This window comes from Rickettsia endosymbiont of Culicoides newsteadi, assembly GCF_002259525.1.
In the GTDB taxonomy this organism is placed as follows: Bacteria; Pseudomonadota; Alphaproteobacteria; order Rickettsiales; family Rickettsiaceae; genus Tisiphia.
The window spans coordinates 1-17,273 of sequence record NZ_MWZE01000018.1 but is presented as its reverse complement, the minus strand read 5'-3'; the positions used below and the strand labels follow the sequence as shown (position 1 = coordinate 17,273).

Here is a 17,273-nt window from a genome sequence, read left to right as displayed (position 1 = left end):
CATAGTTTTAGTAGTAAGACCATTTCTCCGGTTATTCCCTTGTTCTAAACTATTTTCCAGTAAGTGACAATCCATTTCACTTTCTAGGGCAAGTTGTGTAAAATCTTTAACTAATGATGTTAGCAGTCCACCTGCACCAAGTAGCGGTTTACCTTGGTATAGTCCTTGAATGATTTCTATACATTTATCTTGATTAAGTATTTGCGATACTTGGTCTAGTTGAATTGGTTTCATTGGTTTGCTCATGTCAAATTTCCTATTATTTTATGCGAAGAACATGTGGATAAGTTGATAGTAACTTATCCACATTCTTCGCTATTTACAACATCAATAATCTTTATTTTATACATTTAAAAGATTATTTTTTCAACTTGACACAGTTTGACGAACACTCCCGATTGCTTCGTTGACCTTACGGTTTCCTCGCAATGACGGTTTCTCAATTATTGTTTTCTTAAACTGACGTTTATGTACTCCATCGCTCCTGCTACCCAATTCTCCTTAATTGACTATAATACTCCTAAGAAAATTTATTGTTTTTAGGGAATCCACTAGGAGGGATTTTGCCAACAGAGCCTCGTCGTCCACGAAATGGTAAAATATCTTTCTCTACCCTAGTCTTTTCTCCTATTTTCCAGCTTAATCCTAAACTACTATCAAATATCTTAACATCCATCAGTTTGGCATCTTTAAATTTTTGCAGAGTTACGCCTTGTCCTCGTTTCATTATTGGTACTTCATTGAGATTAAATACTAATAATTTCCGGTTTTCACCTATACAAGCAAGACAATCGCCATCTACTGGTAAGCAAGTAATACAATAATGATTTTCAGGAACTTGCATAATTTGTTTGCCTAGTTTAGTTTGTGCTACTACTTCATCTGAATCAATAATAAATCCTTTACCAATACTACTGGCTAGTAAAAGTTTTTGAGCGGGTTGATAAACAAACATACTCACTATTTCTTCATTACCAATATCTATAATCAGCTTTATCGATTCTCCATTGCCTTTCCCTCTAAATATATTATCACCTAGAATAGTGAAAAAACGCCCTGATGCACTAAATATAAGGATTTTGTCAGTAGTATAAGCCTCAAGAATAAAATTTTCTGCATCGCCTTCTTTGTATTTTACAGTTGATAAATCATTATTATGACCTTTCAAAGAACGAATCCACCCCATTTTGGAACATATTATGGTGATAGGTTCTTTGGTTATGAAAGCTGAAATATCAACAATCTGAGCGACAATATTAGCCTCTTCAAAACTAGTTCGACGCATGCCTAATTTAGTAGTAAAACCAAACTTTGTTTGCACCATTTTTACTTCTTTCTTAACTATTTTCTTTAACTCATTCGGATCCTGTAAAATTTTCTGCAGATTTGCATGTTCTTTTTCTAGCGAAGTATGTTCGTTAATAATTTCTTGTTCTTCCAGTTTTCTTAAAGACCTCAACCTTGTATTGAGAATTGCTTCAACTTGCAGATCAGTTAAACTAAATTTAGCGATCATTATTTGTTTAGGCTCATCTTCTTCACGAATAATTTTGATTATTTCATCCAAATTTAGGTAAGCTATTCTTAAACCTTTAAGAATTTCCAATCTATGTTCAATTTTGCTAATAAGAAATTTGGATCTACGAGTAATAATATTTTGTCGGTGTAATAAAAATTCCTGCAATATTTCCAGTATATTAGCTACTTTAGGAATATTATTTGAACCTATAACATTCATATTAAGCTGGATTCTATTTTCTAGAACAGTTAATTTAAATAATGACTCCATAATTACATTAGGGTCACAATTACGATCTCTAGGTTCAATAATTAACCTTATATCTTCTGTCGATTCGTCCCTGATATTACCGATCAAAGGAATTTTTTTATCTTTTAACAAGCCAGCTACTTGTTCGATAAGTTTAGATTTTTGTACTTGATAAGGTATTTCAGTAATTACTATCTGATATAAACCATAACTTAAATCCTCTTTGACCCATCTTGCCCTTACTCTAAAACTACCACGTCCTATACTATAGGCTTGATGGATTGAATCAATTCTATCCACAATTATGCCACCTGTTGGAAAGTCAGGACCTTTGACAAATTGCAAAATATCGTTGACCTTTGATTCAGGATGGTCAATTAAATATATTAGCGCATCACATAATTCATGTAAATTATGTGGGGGGATACTGGTTGCCATGCCAACTGCTATACCTTCTGAGCCATTAGCCAATAAATTAGGAAACATAGCAGGCATAATCACTGGTTCAGTATCTGAATCATCATAGGTAGCACGAAAATCAACAGTATCTTGATCTATATCTGACATTAATAAAGTACAGATTTCTGTCATTCTTGATTCCGTATAACGCATAGCTGCTGCATTATCGCCATCAATAGAACCAAAATTTCCCTGCCCATCAATTAATGGATATCTGAGAGAAAAACTTTGGGCAAGACGTACCAATGTATCATAGACTGCACCATCACCATGTGGATGATATTTACCGATTACATCACCGACAACTCTTGCACATTTCTTATAGCCTGAGGCTGGTTCTAACCTTAATTGCAGCATAGCATATAATAATCTACGATGGACTGGTTTTAACCCATCACGAACGTCAGGCAAGGATCTTGACATAATTGTTGATAGAGCATAAGAGAGATAACGCTCTGATAATGCATTACCAAAATCTATATGTTCTATTTTAGCATCATTGGTCATAAAAAACTTTTTCTTATATTTATTTCCGATAGTATAATACCTTAAATATATACTCACACTAATACAAAAATAGTATTAAATAGTAAAAATTATACTTTTTATTTTAATGGTTCTATTGTTACTCCCCGTTTCGGTGGAGCCTCCATAACTGCTGGAGTTAAAAAGAGAGCTAAATTACAACTAAGGGTAATTACCATACAAATCCGTTATTGCGAGGAGGTTGCCAGACCGACGAAGCAATCCATAAAAGTAACCAAAGATGGATTGCCACGACCACTACGTGGTCTCGCAATGACAGAAAACCTATCTAAAACCCGCTTTACCTTCTAACTTTCAACAGTTGTGGTCTGGCAACCTCCTCGCAATGACATCTTATACTTTAACCTTTTTTCCGTGAACACTCACATTCAATCTACAACTGTAGTACTAGTTAGTTATAACTCTTGCACTATACAGATAAATTACTGTACTGAACAATATTAGTAATAATAACATAAAAAATCCTAGCACTAAGTATATTGAATTAAAATATTGCCATAATAACATACAAAAAAATGGCGTTGTCGATGAAAGTATCATTCCACCAAGTGAATGAGATAGGCTACACATTCTAGCCCTAATATTAGTTACAAACATAGATTGGACAATAATTTGTAATGGCACTACGTAAAATGGAGCAAGTCCGATAAGTATTACCGGAAAGTAAATTATCGAGATTTTTATATATAATAGCAATTGTACAATAATTATCACTAACAAACTTAATGATAGTGAGATAATAATTTGTTTTTTGGGATAAAACCTATCGGCTAAAAAACCAGACAATACTGACATAATGGCATAAATGCTTATTAAAACTATATTGATAATTTGAGATTGACTGCTACTCATCACCAATACACTTTTTACGGCAAAGACTCCCCAAAAATAAATGAGAAAATGGTAAATTCCCCCTATACAACCACTGATTAATATTGCTAAAATAAATTTGCTAGGCAAATTTTTGATAATCTTTGCCAAATAAAAAAAGTTATAATCAGTAGATTTATGATCTTTTCTAGATTTTAAAAATTCTTCGCTTTCATGAAAACAGTGCCTCAAAAATATAATAATTAAGCCAAAAATTCCACCAATAATAAAATTCGCTCGCCATAAATAAGCAATTGACTCAAACTCTGTAGAAAAATGGTAAATTGTTGCCGCAAGCAATGCTCCAACCTGACTACAAAATGACACAATACCACTAGCACAATTTTTACTTGCCTTACCCACTTTTTCTACAACATAAATTTTTATTGCATCACTTTCTCCTGCTAAACTCATTAAAAATGTCATACGACAAAATATTAAAATTATTGTCGCTACTATACCAATTTTATCAAAATTAGGAGTTAACCCTATAAGAATTGTCGAGATAGTGGCTAAAAATACCGAAATTCTCACTGAGACAACTCTACCATATTTATCACTAATAAAACCAAAAATGATAGAACCAATGGGACGAGCTATTACAGCTATACTAAATATAGCAAAAAATAATAATATTTGTTGATCATTTGATCCTAATGGTAAAAAGTTTTTGGATAAAATAGTTGCTGATAGTCCAAAAAGAGCATAGTCATAATAACGAACAGTTGTTGTAAAAAAAGCAATTAGGAACGCCGGTCTTGTCATACATCTAGACCTATTATTTTTTTCATGGTATAATTTTTTTATCTTATTTGTGCATTGTTGATTTTTTATTGTTGAGTATATACATTTAATGCAAAAAAAGAAAATGTTAGTTATATGCGGACCTACCGCTAGTGGTAAGTCTTATTTGGCACATTATTTAGCCAAAATATATGATGGCGAGATAGTTAACAGCGACTCTATGCAGATATATAGGCATATCCCTATTATTACTGCTTCACCATCACCAATATACCGAAACGAGATACCATATCATCTTTATAACTTTTTATCCGTAGATCAAGAATTTTCAGTAATACAATATGTAAATCATGCTCTTGAGAAAATTACAGACATCCGTAATAGAGGTAAGCTACCAATAATTGTTGGTGGTACGGGGTTATATATTAATTCACTGCTTTTTGGTTATAATGAAATACCGACAATATCTCCAGAGATTAGGCAATATGTTAGAGAGTTGCACTCGAAGATTGGCTCATGTCAATTCTTTAATCAACTAAAAGAGCTTGATGTATTGGCTAGCCAGAAATTAAATAAGCATGATAGTCAGAGGGTTATAAGAGCCTATGAAGTATTTATGCAAACCAAGCAATCTATATTTACTTTCCAAGCTACACAGAATATACCCATTCTTCCAGAATTTGACTTTAAAGTAATTTTTCTACATCCGGAGCGGGAATTTCTTTATCAAACATGTAATACTAGGTTAGAAAAAATATTTAATGAAGGAGCAATTGAAGAAATAGCTCTAATTAAAGAAAACTTTCCCGATATAATATCTTCTGCAATAAAAACCATTGGTCTGCGAGAAATATTATCTTATCTAAATAATGAAATTACTTTACAAACTGCCTTAAATCTAGCACAAATTAAAACCAGGCAATATGCAAAAAGACAAATTACCTGGTTTAAAAACCAAATAAAAGACAAGATTACTCTAGAATATTCCAATAATCAACAATTTGAAGAGTTATTAATAGACTTACCTAAATCTATTGATTTGAAAAAAAATTTTAATTTTTTTAAATCTATCTCTTAGTGCTGGAAAATTTTGTGCTATACTAAAAATTATAAAGAACATTAATTTTAAAACAGGCTATATTGAAAATATAAGCTTTTTATGCTAAATATGAGGAAATTATGATATATTGCAACCAATCTAACCAAAAATCTTATCCTTTTGTTTTGCCGGAATTGCCTTATGGTAAAGGGGACTTCGTGCCACATTCTTCCCCTGAAACGTTTGATTACCATCATGGGAAACACCACCAAGCATATGTAACTAACTTGAATAATTTGTTGCAAAATAATCAGGAATTACAAAAGAAGAGTTTGGAGGAGTTAATAATTTACGCAAGTACCAAACCAGATGAAGCCGCCATATTTAATAATGCTGCACAAATATGGAACCATAGTTTCTTTTGGCATTCCATTAAGCCTTCAGGTGGTGGAAAACCTACTGGCATGATGTTGGAGCAGATAAATAAAGATTTTGGTAGTTATGAGAATTTTGCTACTGAATTTAAACAAGCGGCAATAAGTCAATTTGCTAGTGGTTGGGCATGGTTAGTCTCTAATAATGGTAAATTACAGATAGTAAAGACTAGTAATGCTGAAACGCCTATTACTAAGTCTATGAAACCGTTGCTTAACTGTGATGTTTGGGAACATGCCTACTATATAGATTATCGCAATAAGCGTCCGGACTATGTTTCAGTTTATATAGAGCATATGATTAATTGGCAATTTGCTGCCAGTAATATTTGAAATTACCAAATATAGAATTACTTATTATTGCAATCTTCTAAATAACTATCTACGGCTTCATGAAAAGCTTTTACCAGAGATTTGGCTTCGAAAGCCTCATAATTTACTAAATCTCTTATAAATTCTATTTTCCCAAAAAAAAGCTCTTCTTGTGAATCAAAATGAACTGATCCATAATAATTTTTGTAACAAATCAAATCAATTTTTGTCATATCAACCTCTCTTCTTCTAGTTTTTTAATTATAGTCAATTGACTATACTTTTTACAAATTTATTGATTGTTCTTGGCAGATTATTTTATAGATTTCACTTTTTTCTAACAATTTAACATGAGTATCCCGAGCAATTAACGTTCCATGATCAATTAGCAAAATTTCATCAGCCTGTTCTATACTTGAAATACGATGAGCAATCGATAATATAGTTTTGCCTTTCATTATTTGTTGCAATTTACTCAATAATTTTTGCTCATTTTCGCTATCTAAGGCACTCATTGCTTCATCTAAAAGTAAAATTTCTGGGTTATATAGAATTGCCCTACTGATAGCTATTCGTTGTTTTTGTCCTCCAGATAATCTAATACCCTTCTCACCAATTTCAGTATCTAATCCTTCTTTAAGATTCTGGACAAAATCCATTATACCGGTGTTATTAGCTGCTTCTATTATTTCTTCCATACTTGCATCAGGTTTAGCAAAAGCAATATTTGACCTAATTGTACCAGAAAAAATACTTGAATCTTGTGGAACATAGGCAATCTTGCGTCTTATCTGATGATCTTGAGTTTTGGATATATCTTGACCAGCAATTCTAATTGTTCCTTTCTCAGGAAAATAAAATTTTAACATTAATTGCATAATAGTACTTTTACCAGCACCCGATCTGCCAACCATACCAATAAACTTACCTTTATCTATCTTAAATGACAGATCATCTATAACTAAATTGTCTAATCTTGATGGATAGACAAAACTTACATTGTCAAACTCTATACTCAAAGAAGATTTATTATCTTGATAATCACCCATTGGAACATTAGTTAGTTGATTTTTGCAAGTATAATCTATAAGAACAAAAACTCTTTCCGAGGCTACAAGAGATGAGTGGACTTCAGTTAAAAGCTCAAAAATACCCCCACTACTTACACCAGCGATGATAGCGTAATAAATAAATGATATCATCTGACCTGATGATAAATGACCCTGTACTATATCTCTGCTACCTACCCATATAACTATAGTGATGGAGAATAGTATAACTGAAATAGCCAAAGCAAAAAATACTGAACGGACTTTTAAACGACTTGCCGCATGTTGTAAATAATCAGAAATTTGCTTATTGAAAGCCACTACTTTATTTTCCTGCTGATTAAAGGCTTGTATTGCACAAATATTTGATACGCTCTCTTCTAAATTAGCGGTAATATTGGCTTGTGATTGGAGAACATTTTTTGATAAATTTCGTACATATTTGCCAAATTTTATTAGTGGTAGCAATAATAATGGTATAATAATAATGACAATCGCAGCGAGTTTAGGACTCTGGCAGAACATTAAGATAATTCCACCAATTAGCATTATTGAGTTACGAACAAAAAAAGAGAGAAAATTGACAATCAACTTATAAATAAGTTCTATATCAACACTCAGGCGGGAGATGATATCACCAATTTTGAGATCCTCAAAACAAACAATATCGAAATTAATTATGTTACTGTAAGCCTCTTGCCTAATTTGACTAACGATTTTTTCAGCAATATTATTAATGAAATAAGAACGGAAAAAACTACCCGTACTAAAAATTAATATTAAAATACTAATATATAATATTGATTGGTTGATTGATTGTAGATAATTTCCTTTCAAACCGCTATCGATTAACTGCCTAAAAGCTCCACCTATTGCTAGCAAAGAAATTGACACACATAATAATGCCAACATGACAATTGCAAGATCTAATTTATAGAACTTTAAATAGTTGATAAATCTACAAGGAATTGTCTTATGCATTACAAAAATAATTTTGTTACTTGCTGTGGTGCCGGATGTCGGATTTGAACTGACGACCTACCGCTTACAAGGCGGTTGCTCTACCACTGAGCTAATCCGGCAAATAAGAAAAAGCTCGTGTGACCTTTAATGTCATTGCAAGGAGATATTTTGCAACACATCGTCATTGCGAGGAGGTGTAAACCTCAATCCATTTCTAATCACTTTTATAGATCGCCACGTCGCCGCTTTGCGGCTTCTCGCAATGACGTTTTTTAGACTTATAATTACTTTTTCAGCTTACGCCATGTTATTTAAGCTTTTTTGGACTCTTTCTTAGGAGGCTTTATTTTACGATTCTTAATTTTTATTTCCATTTTCTTTTTGATCGAGGCTGGGAGTGCTATACCTGCTTCTTCAATAAACCTAGCAACACGATCTGTAGGTTGAGCACCAGTACTTAACCAATATTCTATACGATCAGATTTTAGAATTACACGATTTGCATCACCTTTGACAAGCATAGGATTATAAGTACCTACCTTCTCCAAAAAGTCACCATCTCTAGGAGCTGTTTCATTTGCTACAACCACTCTATAATGAGGACGCTTCTTGGTTCCACCTCTTGCCAAACGAATTTTTGTTGCCATATATTCCTACTATTTCACTACTTAATCTTTTCTTCTTTAAAAGGAACGTGTTTCCTAACTACTGGATCATATTTCTTAAATGCTAATTTCTCAGTTTGGGTCTTAGGATTACGTTTCTTTACCAAAAAATACCCTGTACCAGCTGTACTAACAAGTCTTACCAAAACATTTTTATTTTTTTTAGCCACAACTATCAAACCTTTTAGTATTATTTTATAAATTGCCAGTCATCATAAAACTAAGACAACAAATAGTCAAGAGTAAAATAGTTTTCTTACGTCAACTATTGTGCTAGGCTTTTATATCACATTTTCAAGATATAAGAGCCTAGGAGTCTACCTAGGCTTTTTCTTTATCATTACTAGTACTCAACGTCACAAAACGTTGGGCTGAAGTATCTAAAGCACGGCAAGCAATTGATTGAATTTGTTGCGTTGCCATATCGGCTTTTGCAGTTAGTTCTTTCATTAAAATTTCCTGCTTGGTAATTTTATCTTCAAGATAACTAATACATTGTGCTTGCAATTTTAACTTGCCTTCATATTCCTGCTGTTTAAGTTGCATGTCAAAATCATATTGCTGTGACAACTTACCGCGAAGCGATTCTTCTGCATTATTTACCGCCTCTTTTATTATATTTGGAATTTGCCCTACTTGCATTTCTAAGGATTCATAATCACCCTCTTTTTCTACTAAATCAGCTTCTCGTTTTAATAGATTATCTCTTAAATCCGATAATTCTTTCTCCATAATAGCTTTCTTACTATTATATTCATCAATTTCCTTACGACGTTTTAATTCTAATGTATAAATATATTCTTCTTCCTCACGTTTCTTGGTCTTTTCAAGTTTTTCTTTTTGCTCTTTATAATCCCGCTCAAGTTGCTCACTTTGCTGTTGCCACTGAGATTTTTTGGCTGTCATTTCTTGAGTAAAAGTTTGTTTTGTTTGTTCCATTTCTAATTTAAACTGTTCTTTTTGCCCAATTTGGGTTTGTAATAAGGCAGATAAAGTATTAGCTGTTTCATTAATTTGATATAATTCTTGTAAATGTTTTTGCTCTAAATTAATTGCTTCCCGTAAATTTACCAATTTTTCTGATTCTTTAAGCAATTGCTCTGATAAATTATCGATTTGTTTAATTATCTTGGATTTTAAGGCACTAAGATCAGTTAATATAGCATCTGATGAATTGCTAACAGCTTTTGTTATAACAACTTGCTCATCTTGTCGTTGCTTTTGTTCTTGGGGACTAGTTACTTGCTTTTCAGCTAACTGCACTAGTACCTCATTATAGGCTGATAAAATTTGCTCCTTGGTACTTTTAAGCGATAATTGTTCCGGGGTATTGGGTTTTTTCATTATTACCTCATCTCTTAAGTAAAGTTTAACAGTCTAGGACGCTATATTAGTGTATTCTTTATTCAATTCTCTAATCACCCACATCCATATAATACAAATTATACCAAATACTATCATTAAATATATAGAAATAGATTGATAAGTTGCACAAGGTAAAATAATAAATATTAAAGACTGGAGAAGAGCACTCGTTGACTTTCCAAGTTTAGTACCAATTACGTCAGCAGCTGCTTTACCTTTTGTCTTAAGCTCAGTATCTAAAGGAACATATGACATTTCTTTAGTAGAATCAAATAAAGTATATTTACTTGATTTACTCAACACGTTGTTGATTAGTCCCATTGTAATAGCAATTGAAGAAGGATCAGTGAGCATAAAGCTAACCACGATTATAGCAGACAATCCATCAAAATTAGATACTAAGAAAAATAGCATGCCAGTTATAAAAACCATTATTGGCGTTATACTTGCTGCGGTAAACCAGCCCAACCTCCTGACAATATTGGAGCCAAGAATAACAAACAAAATGGTAAATATGCCAGTAATACTTAGATAATTGCCAACAAAAGCAGCAAATTCCGTCGGTGTTTTATAAATCTTTGAAGCTGATGCTTTCCAAGGTCCTTCAACTAAGTTTATAGCTATACCATAACAGACAAGCAGTGTAGCAATTAGCCTAATATATCTTGAAGCAATAACCATTTTAAAACTTTCTATAAGGGTTAGCGATTGTTTCTTGACAGAAAATTGCAGTTTTTCTACTTGAGCTTTATCTAATATTTTATGATTCAGTATCCAAAAAGTTGCTAATGCTATTGAGCCAAGTACCAGTACGCAACCTAATATGATTTGTACTGAAAGTTCGGACTCTGTATGTTGTAAGTCAAATTTTTTAATTAAAAATTGATTTAAATAAGCTAAATTTTCTAAAAACTTACCTGATATATAAAGCCCCGTTTGAGCAAAAAGTCCAAATAAAGGATAGAATCTTTTTGATTGTTCCACCGAGGTTATATTATTAACAAACTGCCAAAAAAGTAATGCAAATATCACACTTGGCCATAGCTCTGCTATAATATAGAACAAAGAGAAACTCCAATTAGATAAAAGTAATATAAACCATTTTAAATTGGGATAAGACTTTACTAAAATACCAGCATGCTCACTACTCAAATGCAATGCCAAATGATTAGGAAAAATATAAAATGCAAATAAAGCAAAAAATAGTAGAAAAATTGATAATATAAGGTAGAATATATACTCCCCTTTTATGTTATTTACTAATTTCACATAGATTATCGACATCAAAAATGCCGAAGGTAAAACCCCCCAAAATTTAAGAAATGATACAGTTTCGGTACCAATCATGGTATTAATCAGACTGTCTTTTAAGGCTCTGATAATATTTTGTATAAATAAAATACAGAACATCAATAATGTTACATATAGAAATTTAGATAATTCATGCCTTTTGATAGGAAAGATATATTCTGACAATCTATTTGTTAATTTTGAGGTGGGTGATGTATTGTGAGTTATAGAGAGATACGAAAAAACTTTAGAAATTACTGTCATATAAGGCTCTAACCTACTTATTACTTGGTTAGAGCCACATACTAAAGCTTTTTGTCTTGATAGTCAAGGATAATATTTATTAATCAGCTAAATAGACGAGTAATATGGCTCTGAGCAAGCGTTATTTATTATTTTCTCCCTCATTAATCTTATTATCATGCACTTTGTGAACTAAATATAATCCGGCAAATATACATATATAAGCTGCTAATGAATATAGACATTTAAATAATACTTCTTGATAAAAAATCGACAAAACTCTACTTGTAGAGAATATATTTATGAAAAATCCTAACATCACAACACCATCTACAATGGCACACACTATCAAACTAATAAAATTCCTGGTATTAAAAGAATATGCTGATGCTGACTTGAGATGTAAAAATACACTTGTACTACAATATGTTGACAGCAATACAGAGACAAAAGCTGCAAACACAACTCCCTTAATAGCATAACCATTAATATAATAATCTAAATTCCATAACAAACCAAAGCTTACTATCGTACTCAACACTACAGCAATCATAGCTTTTTTCTTGCCATATAGCTCGGATATAATATTGACAGTTAACGTTAAAAAGACAAATACTAAAGAACATTGAGCTATTTTATTAAAGAAATTTAATAAATAAGTAAATATACAAAGTAACGTCACTAATGGCATGTAAAATTTATTATTAATATGGTGCATATTCCTTTCCTCTTTTTTGGTCTAGTTTTTTGATTTATAATCTTAGATTATAACATAGTTGAATGATTTAAAGAATTGAAATTGAATGACAAGCGTGAAGTTTTAAATACACTCAAATGATTTAGAGAATTAGATTTGAAAATAGACCTCTTGCATAACCTAAAGATAATTGAGGGATTTTTAGGAAAAACGAAGTCGAGTACCACAGCGATGTACGTGAGGAACGGAGACGAGTTTTGACAACAAAATTACCAATTAGATTAAGTTATGCAAGAGGTCTAATGAATAGCAAGCACACGCAATAGTCATGGCACGTGGCAATCCATATAGTCATTGATGAGAAGTTGGTGACGTCTTCGCTCAATGCTCGCCTATTACTTGTAGGTGTCGCTCCTAGCCCCAAATTCTCCTGAATTGACTATAAATTGTCATTTTTAGCAACGGTGGGAATCTAAGATATGCACCAAAACAGGTATGACACAAAACAGGATTGATAACCTTCATAAAAAAATTTGTATTGCAAGCTTGGCAGTGACTTACTCTCCCATGCCTCAGGGCATAGTACCATCAGCGCTACAAGGTTTCACGTTCGAGTTCGGTATGGGATCGGGTGTTTCACTTGTGCTATAACCACCAAGCTAGCAATACAAATTTTTACATCATAAGTCAACAAACATCTTTTATAACTCTACTTCTGTTGGTAATTTGGACAATGATGCGGTACCTGAATCCTCACATACATTATAGTACGCTGCGATTCTGCGTCCGCGTCTCCTTCAAATCCTTGCACATAAGCTAGTTTTCAAGAGGTATAGTTGGTAATTTTGGCGTCAAAACTCACCTTCGCTCCTCACATACGTCTATGTACGCTGTGGTGCTCGATTTCGTTTCTCCTAAAAATTCATCAACTATCTTTGACAGCCTCCTAGAAGGCAAATAAAAAAATTTAATGTTGATAAAACTGAAAACTTGGTATGTTTTTTACAGAATTAATGCTGCACACAAAGTACAACCTCAGCAAAGTAAATCAATCGAGCTATTAGTACCAGTTAGCTACACACGTTACCGTGCTTCCACACCTGGCCTATCAACGTGGTGGTCTTCCACGGCTCTGATAGGGAAGTCTAGTTTTGAGGTAGGTTTCCTGCTTAGATGCATTCAGCGGTTATCCTTTCCGTACTTAGCTACCCAGCTATGCCGCTGGCGCGACAACTGGCCCACCAGAGGTACGTCCACCTCGGTCCTCTCGTACTAAAGGCAGATCCTCTCAAACTTCCTACACCCACGGCAGATAGGGACCAAACTGTCTCACGACGTTCTAAACCCAGCTCACGTACCACTTTAATCGGCGAACAGCCGAACCCTTGGGACCTTCTCCAGCCCCAGGATGTGATGAGCCGACATCGAGGTGCCAAACGATTTCGTCGCTATGGACGCTTGGAAATCATCAGCCTGTTATCCCCGGAGTACCTTTTATTCGTTGAGCGATGGCCCTTCCACTCGGAACCACCGGATCACTATGACCGACTTTCGTCTCTGCTCGTCTTGTCAGACTCGCAGTCAGGCTAGCTTATGCCATTGCACTCTAATAGTTGATTTCCGACCAACCTGAGCTAACCATCGCGCGCCTCCGTTACTCTTTGGGAGGCGACCGCCCCAGTCAAACTACCCACCATGCATTGTCTCGGATCCTGATTCAAGGATCGCGGTTAGATATCAAGAATCAAAAGGGTGGTATCTCAAGGGTGACTCCACAGTGGCTTGCGCCACCGCTTCATAGTCTCCCACCTATCCTGCACATCTAATTCCTAATACCAGTGCAAAGCTATAGTAAAGGTTCACGGGGTCTTTCCGTCTAACCGCGGGAACTCCGCATCTTCACGGAGAATTCAATTTCGCTGAGTCGATACTGGAGACAGCGGGGAAATCGTTACGCCATTCGTGCGGGTCGGAACTTACCCGACAAGGAATTTCGCTACCTTAGGACCGTCATAGTTACGGCCGCCGTTCACTGGGACTTCAATTCAGAGCTTGCACCCCTCCTCTTAATCTTCCAGCACTGGGCAGGCGTCAGACCCTATACTTCGTCTATTGACTTTGCAGAGCCCTGTGTTTTTAATAAACAGTCGCTACCCCCTAGTTTGTGCCACCTATAAATGGTTGCCCATTCACAGGTCATCCTTCTCCCGAAGTTACAGATGCAATTTGCCTAGTTCCTTCAGCATCGTTCTCTCAAGCGCCTAGGTATACTCTACCTGTCCACCTGTGTCGGTTTGGGGTACGGTCTTTAACGAGGGTGTTATTTCCTGGAAGATATTCACCGCACACGCAATCCAATAAGCGTATACAATTTACTATCTCCGTCACATCCCTCAGGTTCAGGAATATTAACCTGATTCCCATCGATTACGCCTTTCAGCCTCACCTTAGGAGCCGACTAAGCCTGCGCAGATTAACTTTACGCAGGAACCCTTGGACTTTCGGCGAGAATGTTTCTCACATTCTTTATCGCTACTTATGTCAGCATTCTCACTTCCGATACCTCCAGCAAACTTCACAGTTCACCTTCACAGGCTTACGGAACGCTCCGCTACCATCTGCACTATTAAAGTGCAAATCCGCATCTTCGGTACATGACTTGAGCCCCGTTACATTGTTGGCGCAGGAAAACTTATTTAGACTAGTGAGCTATTACGCTTTCTTTAAATGATGGCTGCTTCTAAGCCAACATCCTAGTTGTTTTGGTTTTCCCACATCCTTTAACACTTAGTCATGATTTAGGGACCTTAGATGGCGGTCTGGGCTTTTTCCCTCTCGACTATGGACCTTAGCACCCACAGTCTGTCTGCTATGCTGTACTCGTCGACATTCGGAGTTTGGTTGAGTTTGGTAAGTCTGTAGAACCCCCTAGCTCATCCAGTGCTCTACCTTCGACGGTAATCGCTATAACGCTCTACCTAAATAGATTTCGCGGAGAACCAGCTATATCCGAGTTTGATTAGCCTTTCACCCCTAGCCACAGCTCATCCCCTACTTTTTCAACAGTAGTGGGTTCGGTCCTTCAGCGGATATTACTCCACCTTCAACCTGGCCATGGCTAGATCACTCGGTTTCGGGTCTAATTCATCTAACTAAAATCGCCCTATTCAGACTCGCTTTCGCTACGCCTACACCTAACGGCTTAAGCTTGCTAGATAAACTAAGTCGCTGACCCATTATACAAAAGGTACGCCGTCACAGAACATAAATGTCTGCTCCGACTGCTTGTAAGCATTCGGTTTCAGGTCTATTTCACTCCCCTTGTCGGGGTTCTTTTCACCTTTCCCTCACGGTACTTGTTCACTATCGGTCACTAGAGAGTACTTAGGCTTAGAGGGTGGTCCCCCTATGTTCAAACAGGATTTCACGTGTCCCGCCTTACTCAAGGACTCCAAAACTTTTTACCTATAAGGGGCTATCACCCTCTATGGCCAACCTTTCCATGTTGTTCTAGTTTTTATTCTGAAGCCACTGGCCTGGTCCGCGTTCGCTCGTCACTACTAACGGAGTCTCGGTTGATGTCCTTTCCTCCAGCTACTAAGATATTTCAATTCGCTGGGTTTGCTTCGCATAGCTATGTATTCACTATACGATACCTGCTAAGCAGGCGGGTTTCCCCATTCGGAAATCTTCGGATCAAAGCTTATTCGCAGCTCCCCGAAGCTTATCGCAGCGTATTACGTCCTTCATCGCCTTCTAGTGCCAAGGCATCCACCAAATGCTCTTATTTTATTTACTTTAATTTTTTCAAACTTGAGATTGTACGATGTGTACAGAACTAATTCTGCACCATTACAGTATCCACTCGCGATCATAGAATTTTTATTAATCGCAGTGTGTATTTAGTTTTCAGCTTTATCAACTTGTCAAACAGCTACAGGATTTATTTACCCTGTGTGAAGTTTTATACCGATTATTCAAAACAATGTCAAACATTATTTTATAAATAATTCCGGAGGCAGGCTAAAGTTATAGTCATGTATAGACTTACCCGATAATGCAAGAAAAAAATAATATATAACAGCAAAAAAATCGAATGCAGTCATGTATCCGGCTTATAGTTAATAAATTACCTTAAATTTACCCTATAGCCCTGATGGAATTCGCTGGCTTACAAACTTATACTTATCATTTCATCGACTTCTAACGAGCCATTGACTATTTCAGTTTTCTCGTAAGCTAAGGTTCGTCTTATTTACCATCAATATTATCATTCTTTCGCATATTCCGGATTAGAATCTATTAAATTTCTATTTACCTATAATATTATCTCGTCAACAACTAGTTTGTACCAATTCTTTAGCTACAAACTTTACTCTCGGTATAATCATTGCCTGAACTGAGTACCGCAAACACCACCCTTGCTAGTTTGTTAGCTACTGCAACAGTTGTTTTATTATGCCCATTTCGTTCAGATAAATTATCAGATAAATTAATTGTGGAGCTATTAGTTTTACAGTATGACCTAATTTTGTTAATTCTCTTGCCCAATAGCTAGCTCCACCGCAAGCTTCCATGCCTACTAGACACTTTGGTACGTTAGCCATAAAAGTTAGAACCTGCTCTCTCATTAATTTTTTCTTTAATATTGTCTTACCATTTTTATCTACACCGTGAATTTGAAAAATTCTTTTTACGTCAATTCGGGATAAGGTTATAATTTAGAGGAAAGTCGAAATTGCAATTTATGGAAGGTTTATTTTTCTTAAGAGAATAGGCAACTAGTGTAGAAAGTATATGAACAAAAGCATTTATAGGGGATCTGTGTC

General features: G+C 35.0%; 15 protein-coding genes, 1 tRNA gene, 2 rRNA genes and 1 pseudogene. 2 read left to right on the top strand and 17 right to left on the bottom strand.

The window, feature by feature from the left end; all coding sequences use genetic code 11:
* The 4 genes from RiCNE_RS02460 to RiCNE_RS02450 all read right to left on the bottom strand — a co-directional run.
* Nucleotides 1-246 (bottom strand): hypothetical protein (locus tag RiCNE_RS02460; RefSeq protein WP_410525741.1); only part of this gene is annotated, 246 nt, incomplete at its 3' end.
* Between the two features lie 120 nt (nucleotides 247-366).
* Nucleotides 367-495, bottom strand: a complete 129-nt coding sequence (locus RiCNE_RS08260; RefSeq protein ID WP_275656725.1) for a hypothetical protein — start codon at nucleotides 493-495, stop codon at nucleotides 367-369.
* A 25-nt stretch (nucleotides 496-520) separates the two neighbouring features.
* Nucleotides 521-2,734, bottom strand: coding sequence for a DNA topoisomerase IV subunit A (gene parC / locus RiCNE_RS02455; RefSeq protein ID WP_094649039.1), 2,214 nt, complete (start codon nucleotides 2,732-2,734; stop codon nucleotides 521-523).
* Between the two features lie 426 nt (nucleotides 2,735-3,160).
* Nucleotides 3,161-4,408: an MFS transporter gene (locus RiCNE_RS02450; RefSeq protein ID WP_094649038.1), complete on the bottom strand. Its 1,248-nt coding sequence runs from the start codon at nucleotides 4,406-4,408 to the stop codon at nucleotides 3,161-3,163.
* A gap of 88 nt (nucleotides 4,409-4,496) precedes the next feature.
* Between RiCNE_RS02450 and miaA the strand changes: the two genes are divergently transcribed.
* Nucleotides 4,497-5,465, top strand: coding sequence for a tRNA (adenosine(37)-N6)-dimethylallyltransferase MiaA (gene miaA / locus RiCNE_RS02445; RefSeq protein ID WP_094649037.1), 969 nt, complete (start codon nucleotides 4,497-4,499; stop codon nucleotides 5,463-5,465).
* A gap of 101 nt (nucleotides 5,466-5,566) precedes the next feature.
* Nucleotides 5,567-6,193 carry a superoxide dismutase gene (locus RiCNE_RS02440; RefSeq protein ID WP_094649036.1) on the top strand — a complete coding sequence of 209 codons (627 nt, stop codon included), beginning with the start codon at nucleotides 5,567-5,569 and terminating at the stop codon, nucleotides 6,191-6,193.
* A 17-nt stretch (nucleotides 6,194-6,210) separates the two neighbouring features.
* On the opposite strand, the gene RiCNE_RS02435 is transcribed toward RiCNE_RS02440, so the two are convergent.
* The 13 genes and pseudogenes from RiCNE_RS02435 to RiCNE_RS08555 form a co-directional block, all read right to left on the bottom strand.
* Nucleotides 6,211-6,405, bottom strand: coding sequence for a hypothetical protein (locus RiCNE_RS02435; protein WP_239832603.1), 195 nt, complete (start codon nucleotides 6,403-6,405; stop codon nucleotides 6,211-6,213).
* A gap of 51 nt (nucleotides 6,406-6,456) precedes the next feature.
* Complete coding sequence (locus tag RiCNE_RS02430) at nucleotides 6,457-8,202, bottom strand: ABC transporter ATP-binding protein (RefSeq protein ID WP_239832602.1); 1,746 nt, start codon at nucleotides 8,200-8,202, stop codon at nucleotides 6,457-6,459.
* A gap of 26 nt (nucleotides 8,203-8,228) precedes the next feature.
* Nucleotides 8,229-8,303: transfer RNA gene (locus RiCNE_RS02425), tRNA-Thr, on the bottom strand.
* A gap of 192 nt (nucleotides 8,304-8,495) precedes the next feature.
* The gene (gene rpsP, locus RiCNE_RS02420) at nucleotides 8,496-8,831 is read right to left on the bottom strand and encodes a 30S ribosomal protein S16 (protein WP_094649034.1); all 336 of its coding nucleotides are present in this window, start codon (nucleotides 8,829-8,831) and stop codon (nucleotides 8,496-8,498) included.
* A 17-nt stretch (nucleotides 8,832-8,848) separates the two neighbouring features.
* Nucleotides 8,849-9,019, bottom strand: a complete 171-nt coding sequence (rpmG, locus tag RiCNE_RS02415) for a 50S ribosomal protein L33 (RefSeq protein ID WP_094649033.1) — start codon at nucleotides 9,017-9,019, stop codon at nucleotides 8,849-8,851.
* A gap of 151 nt (nucleotides 9,020-9,170) precedes the next feature.
* Nucleotides 9,171-10,193, bottom strand: a complete 1,023-nt coding sequence (locus tag RiCNE_RS02410) for a hypothetical protein (RefSeq protein ID WP_094649032.1) — start codon at nucleotides 10,191-10,193, stop codon at nucleotides 9,171-9,173.
* 33 nt (nucleotides 10,194-10,226) lie between these two features.
* The gene (locus tag RiCNE_RS02405) at nucleotides 10,227-11,732 is read right to left on the bottom strand and encodes an Npt1/Npt2 family nucleotide transporter (RefSeq protein WP_192866919.1); all 1,506 of its coding nucleotides are present in this window, start codon (nucleotides 11,730-11,732) and stop codon (nucleotides 10,227-10,229) included.
* A 157-nt stretch (nucleotides 11,733-11,889) separates the two neighbouring features.
* On the bottom strand, nucleotides 11,890-12,465 hold the full coding sequence (locus RiCNE_RS02400; protein ID WP_094649030.1) for a hypothetical protein: 576 nt from the start codon (nucleotides 12,463-12,465) through the stop codon (nucleotides 11,890-11,892).
* 265 nt (nucleotides 12,466-12,730) lie between these two features.
* Nucleotides 12,731-12,868 carry a hypothetical protein gene (locus RiCNE_RS07425; RefSeq protein ID WP_157905650.1) on the bottom strand — a complete coding sequence of 46 codons (138 nt, stop codon included), beginning with the start codon at nucleotides 12,866-12,868 and terminating at the stop codon, nucleotides 12,731-12,733.
* A gap of 120 nt (nucleotides 12,869-12,988) precedes the next feature.
* Nucleotides 12,989-13,103, bottom strand: a 5S ribosomal RNA gene (gene rrf, locus RiCNE_RS02395).
* A 380-nt stretch (nucleotides 13,104-13,483) separates the two neighbouring features.
* Nucleotides 13,484-16,243 (bottom strand): 23S ribosomal RNA (locus tag RiCNE_RS02390).
* Nucleotides 16,244-16,880: 637 nt separating this feature from the next.
* Nucleotides 16,881-17,075: a transposase gene (locus RiCNE_RS08475; protein WP_192866918.1), complete on the bottom strand. Its 195-nt coding sequence runs from the start codon at nucleotides 17,073-17,075 to the stop codon at nucleotides 16,881-16,883.
* A gap of 67 nt (nucleotides 17,076-17,142) precedes the next feature.
* A pseudogene (locus RiCNE_RS08555) lies at nucleotides 17,143-17,273 on the bottom strand (IS982 family transposase); the annotation flags it as partial.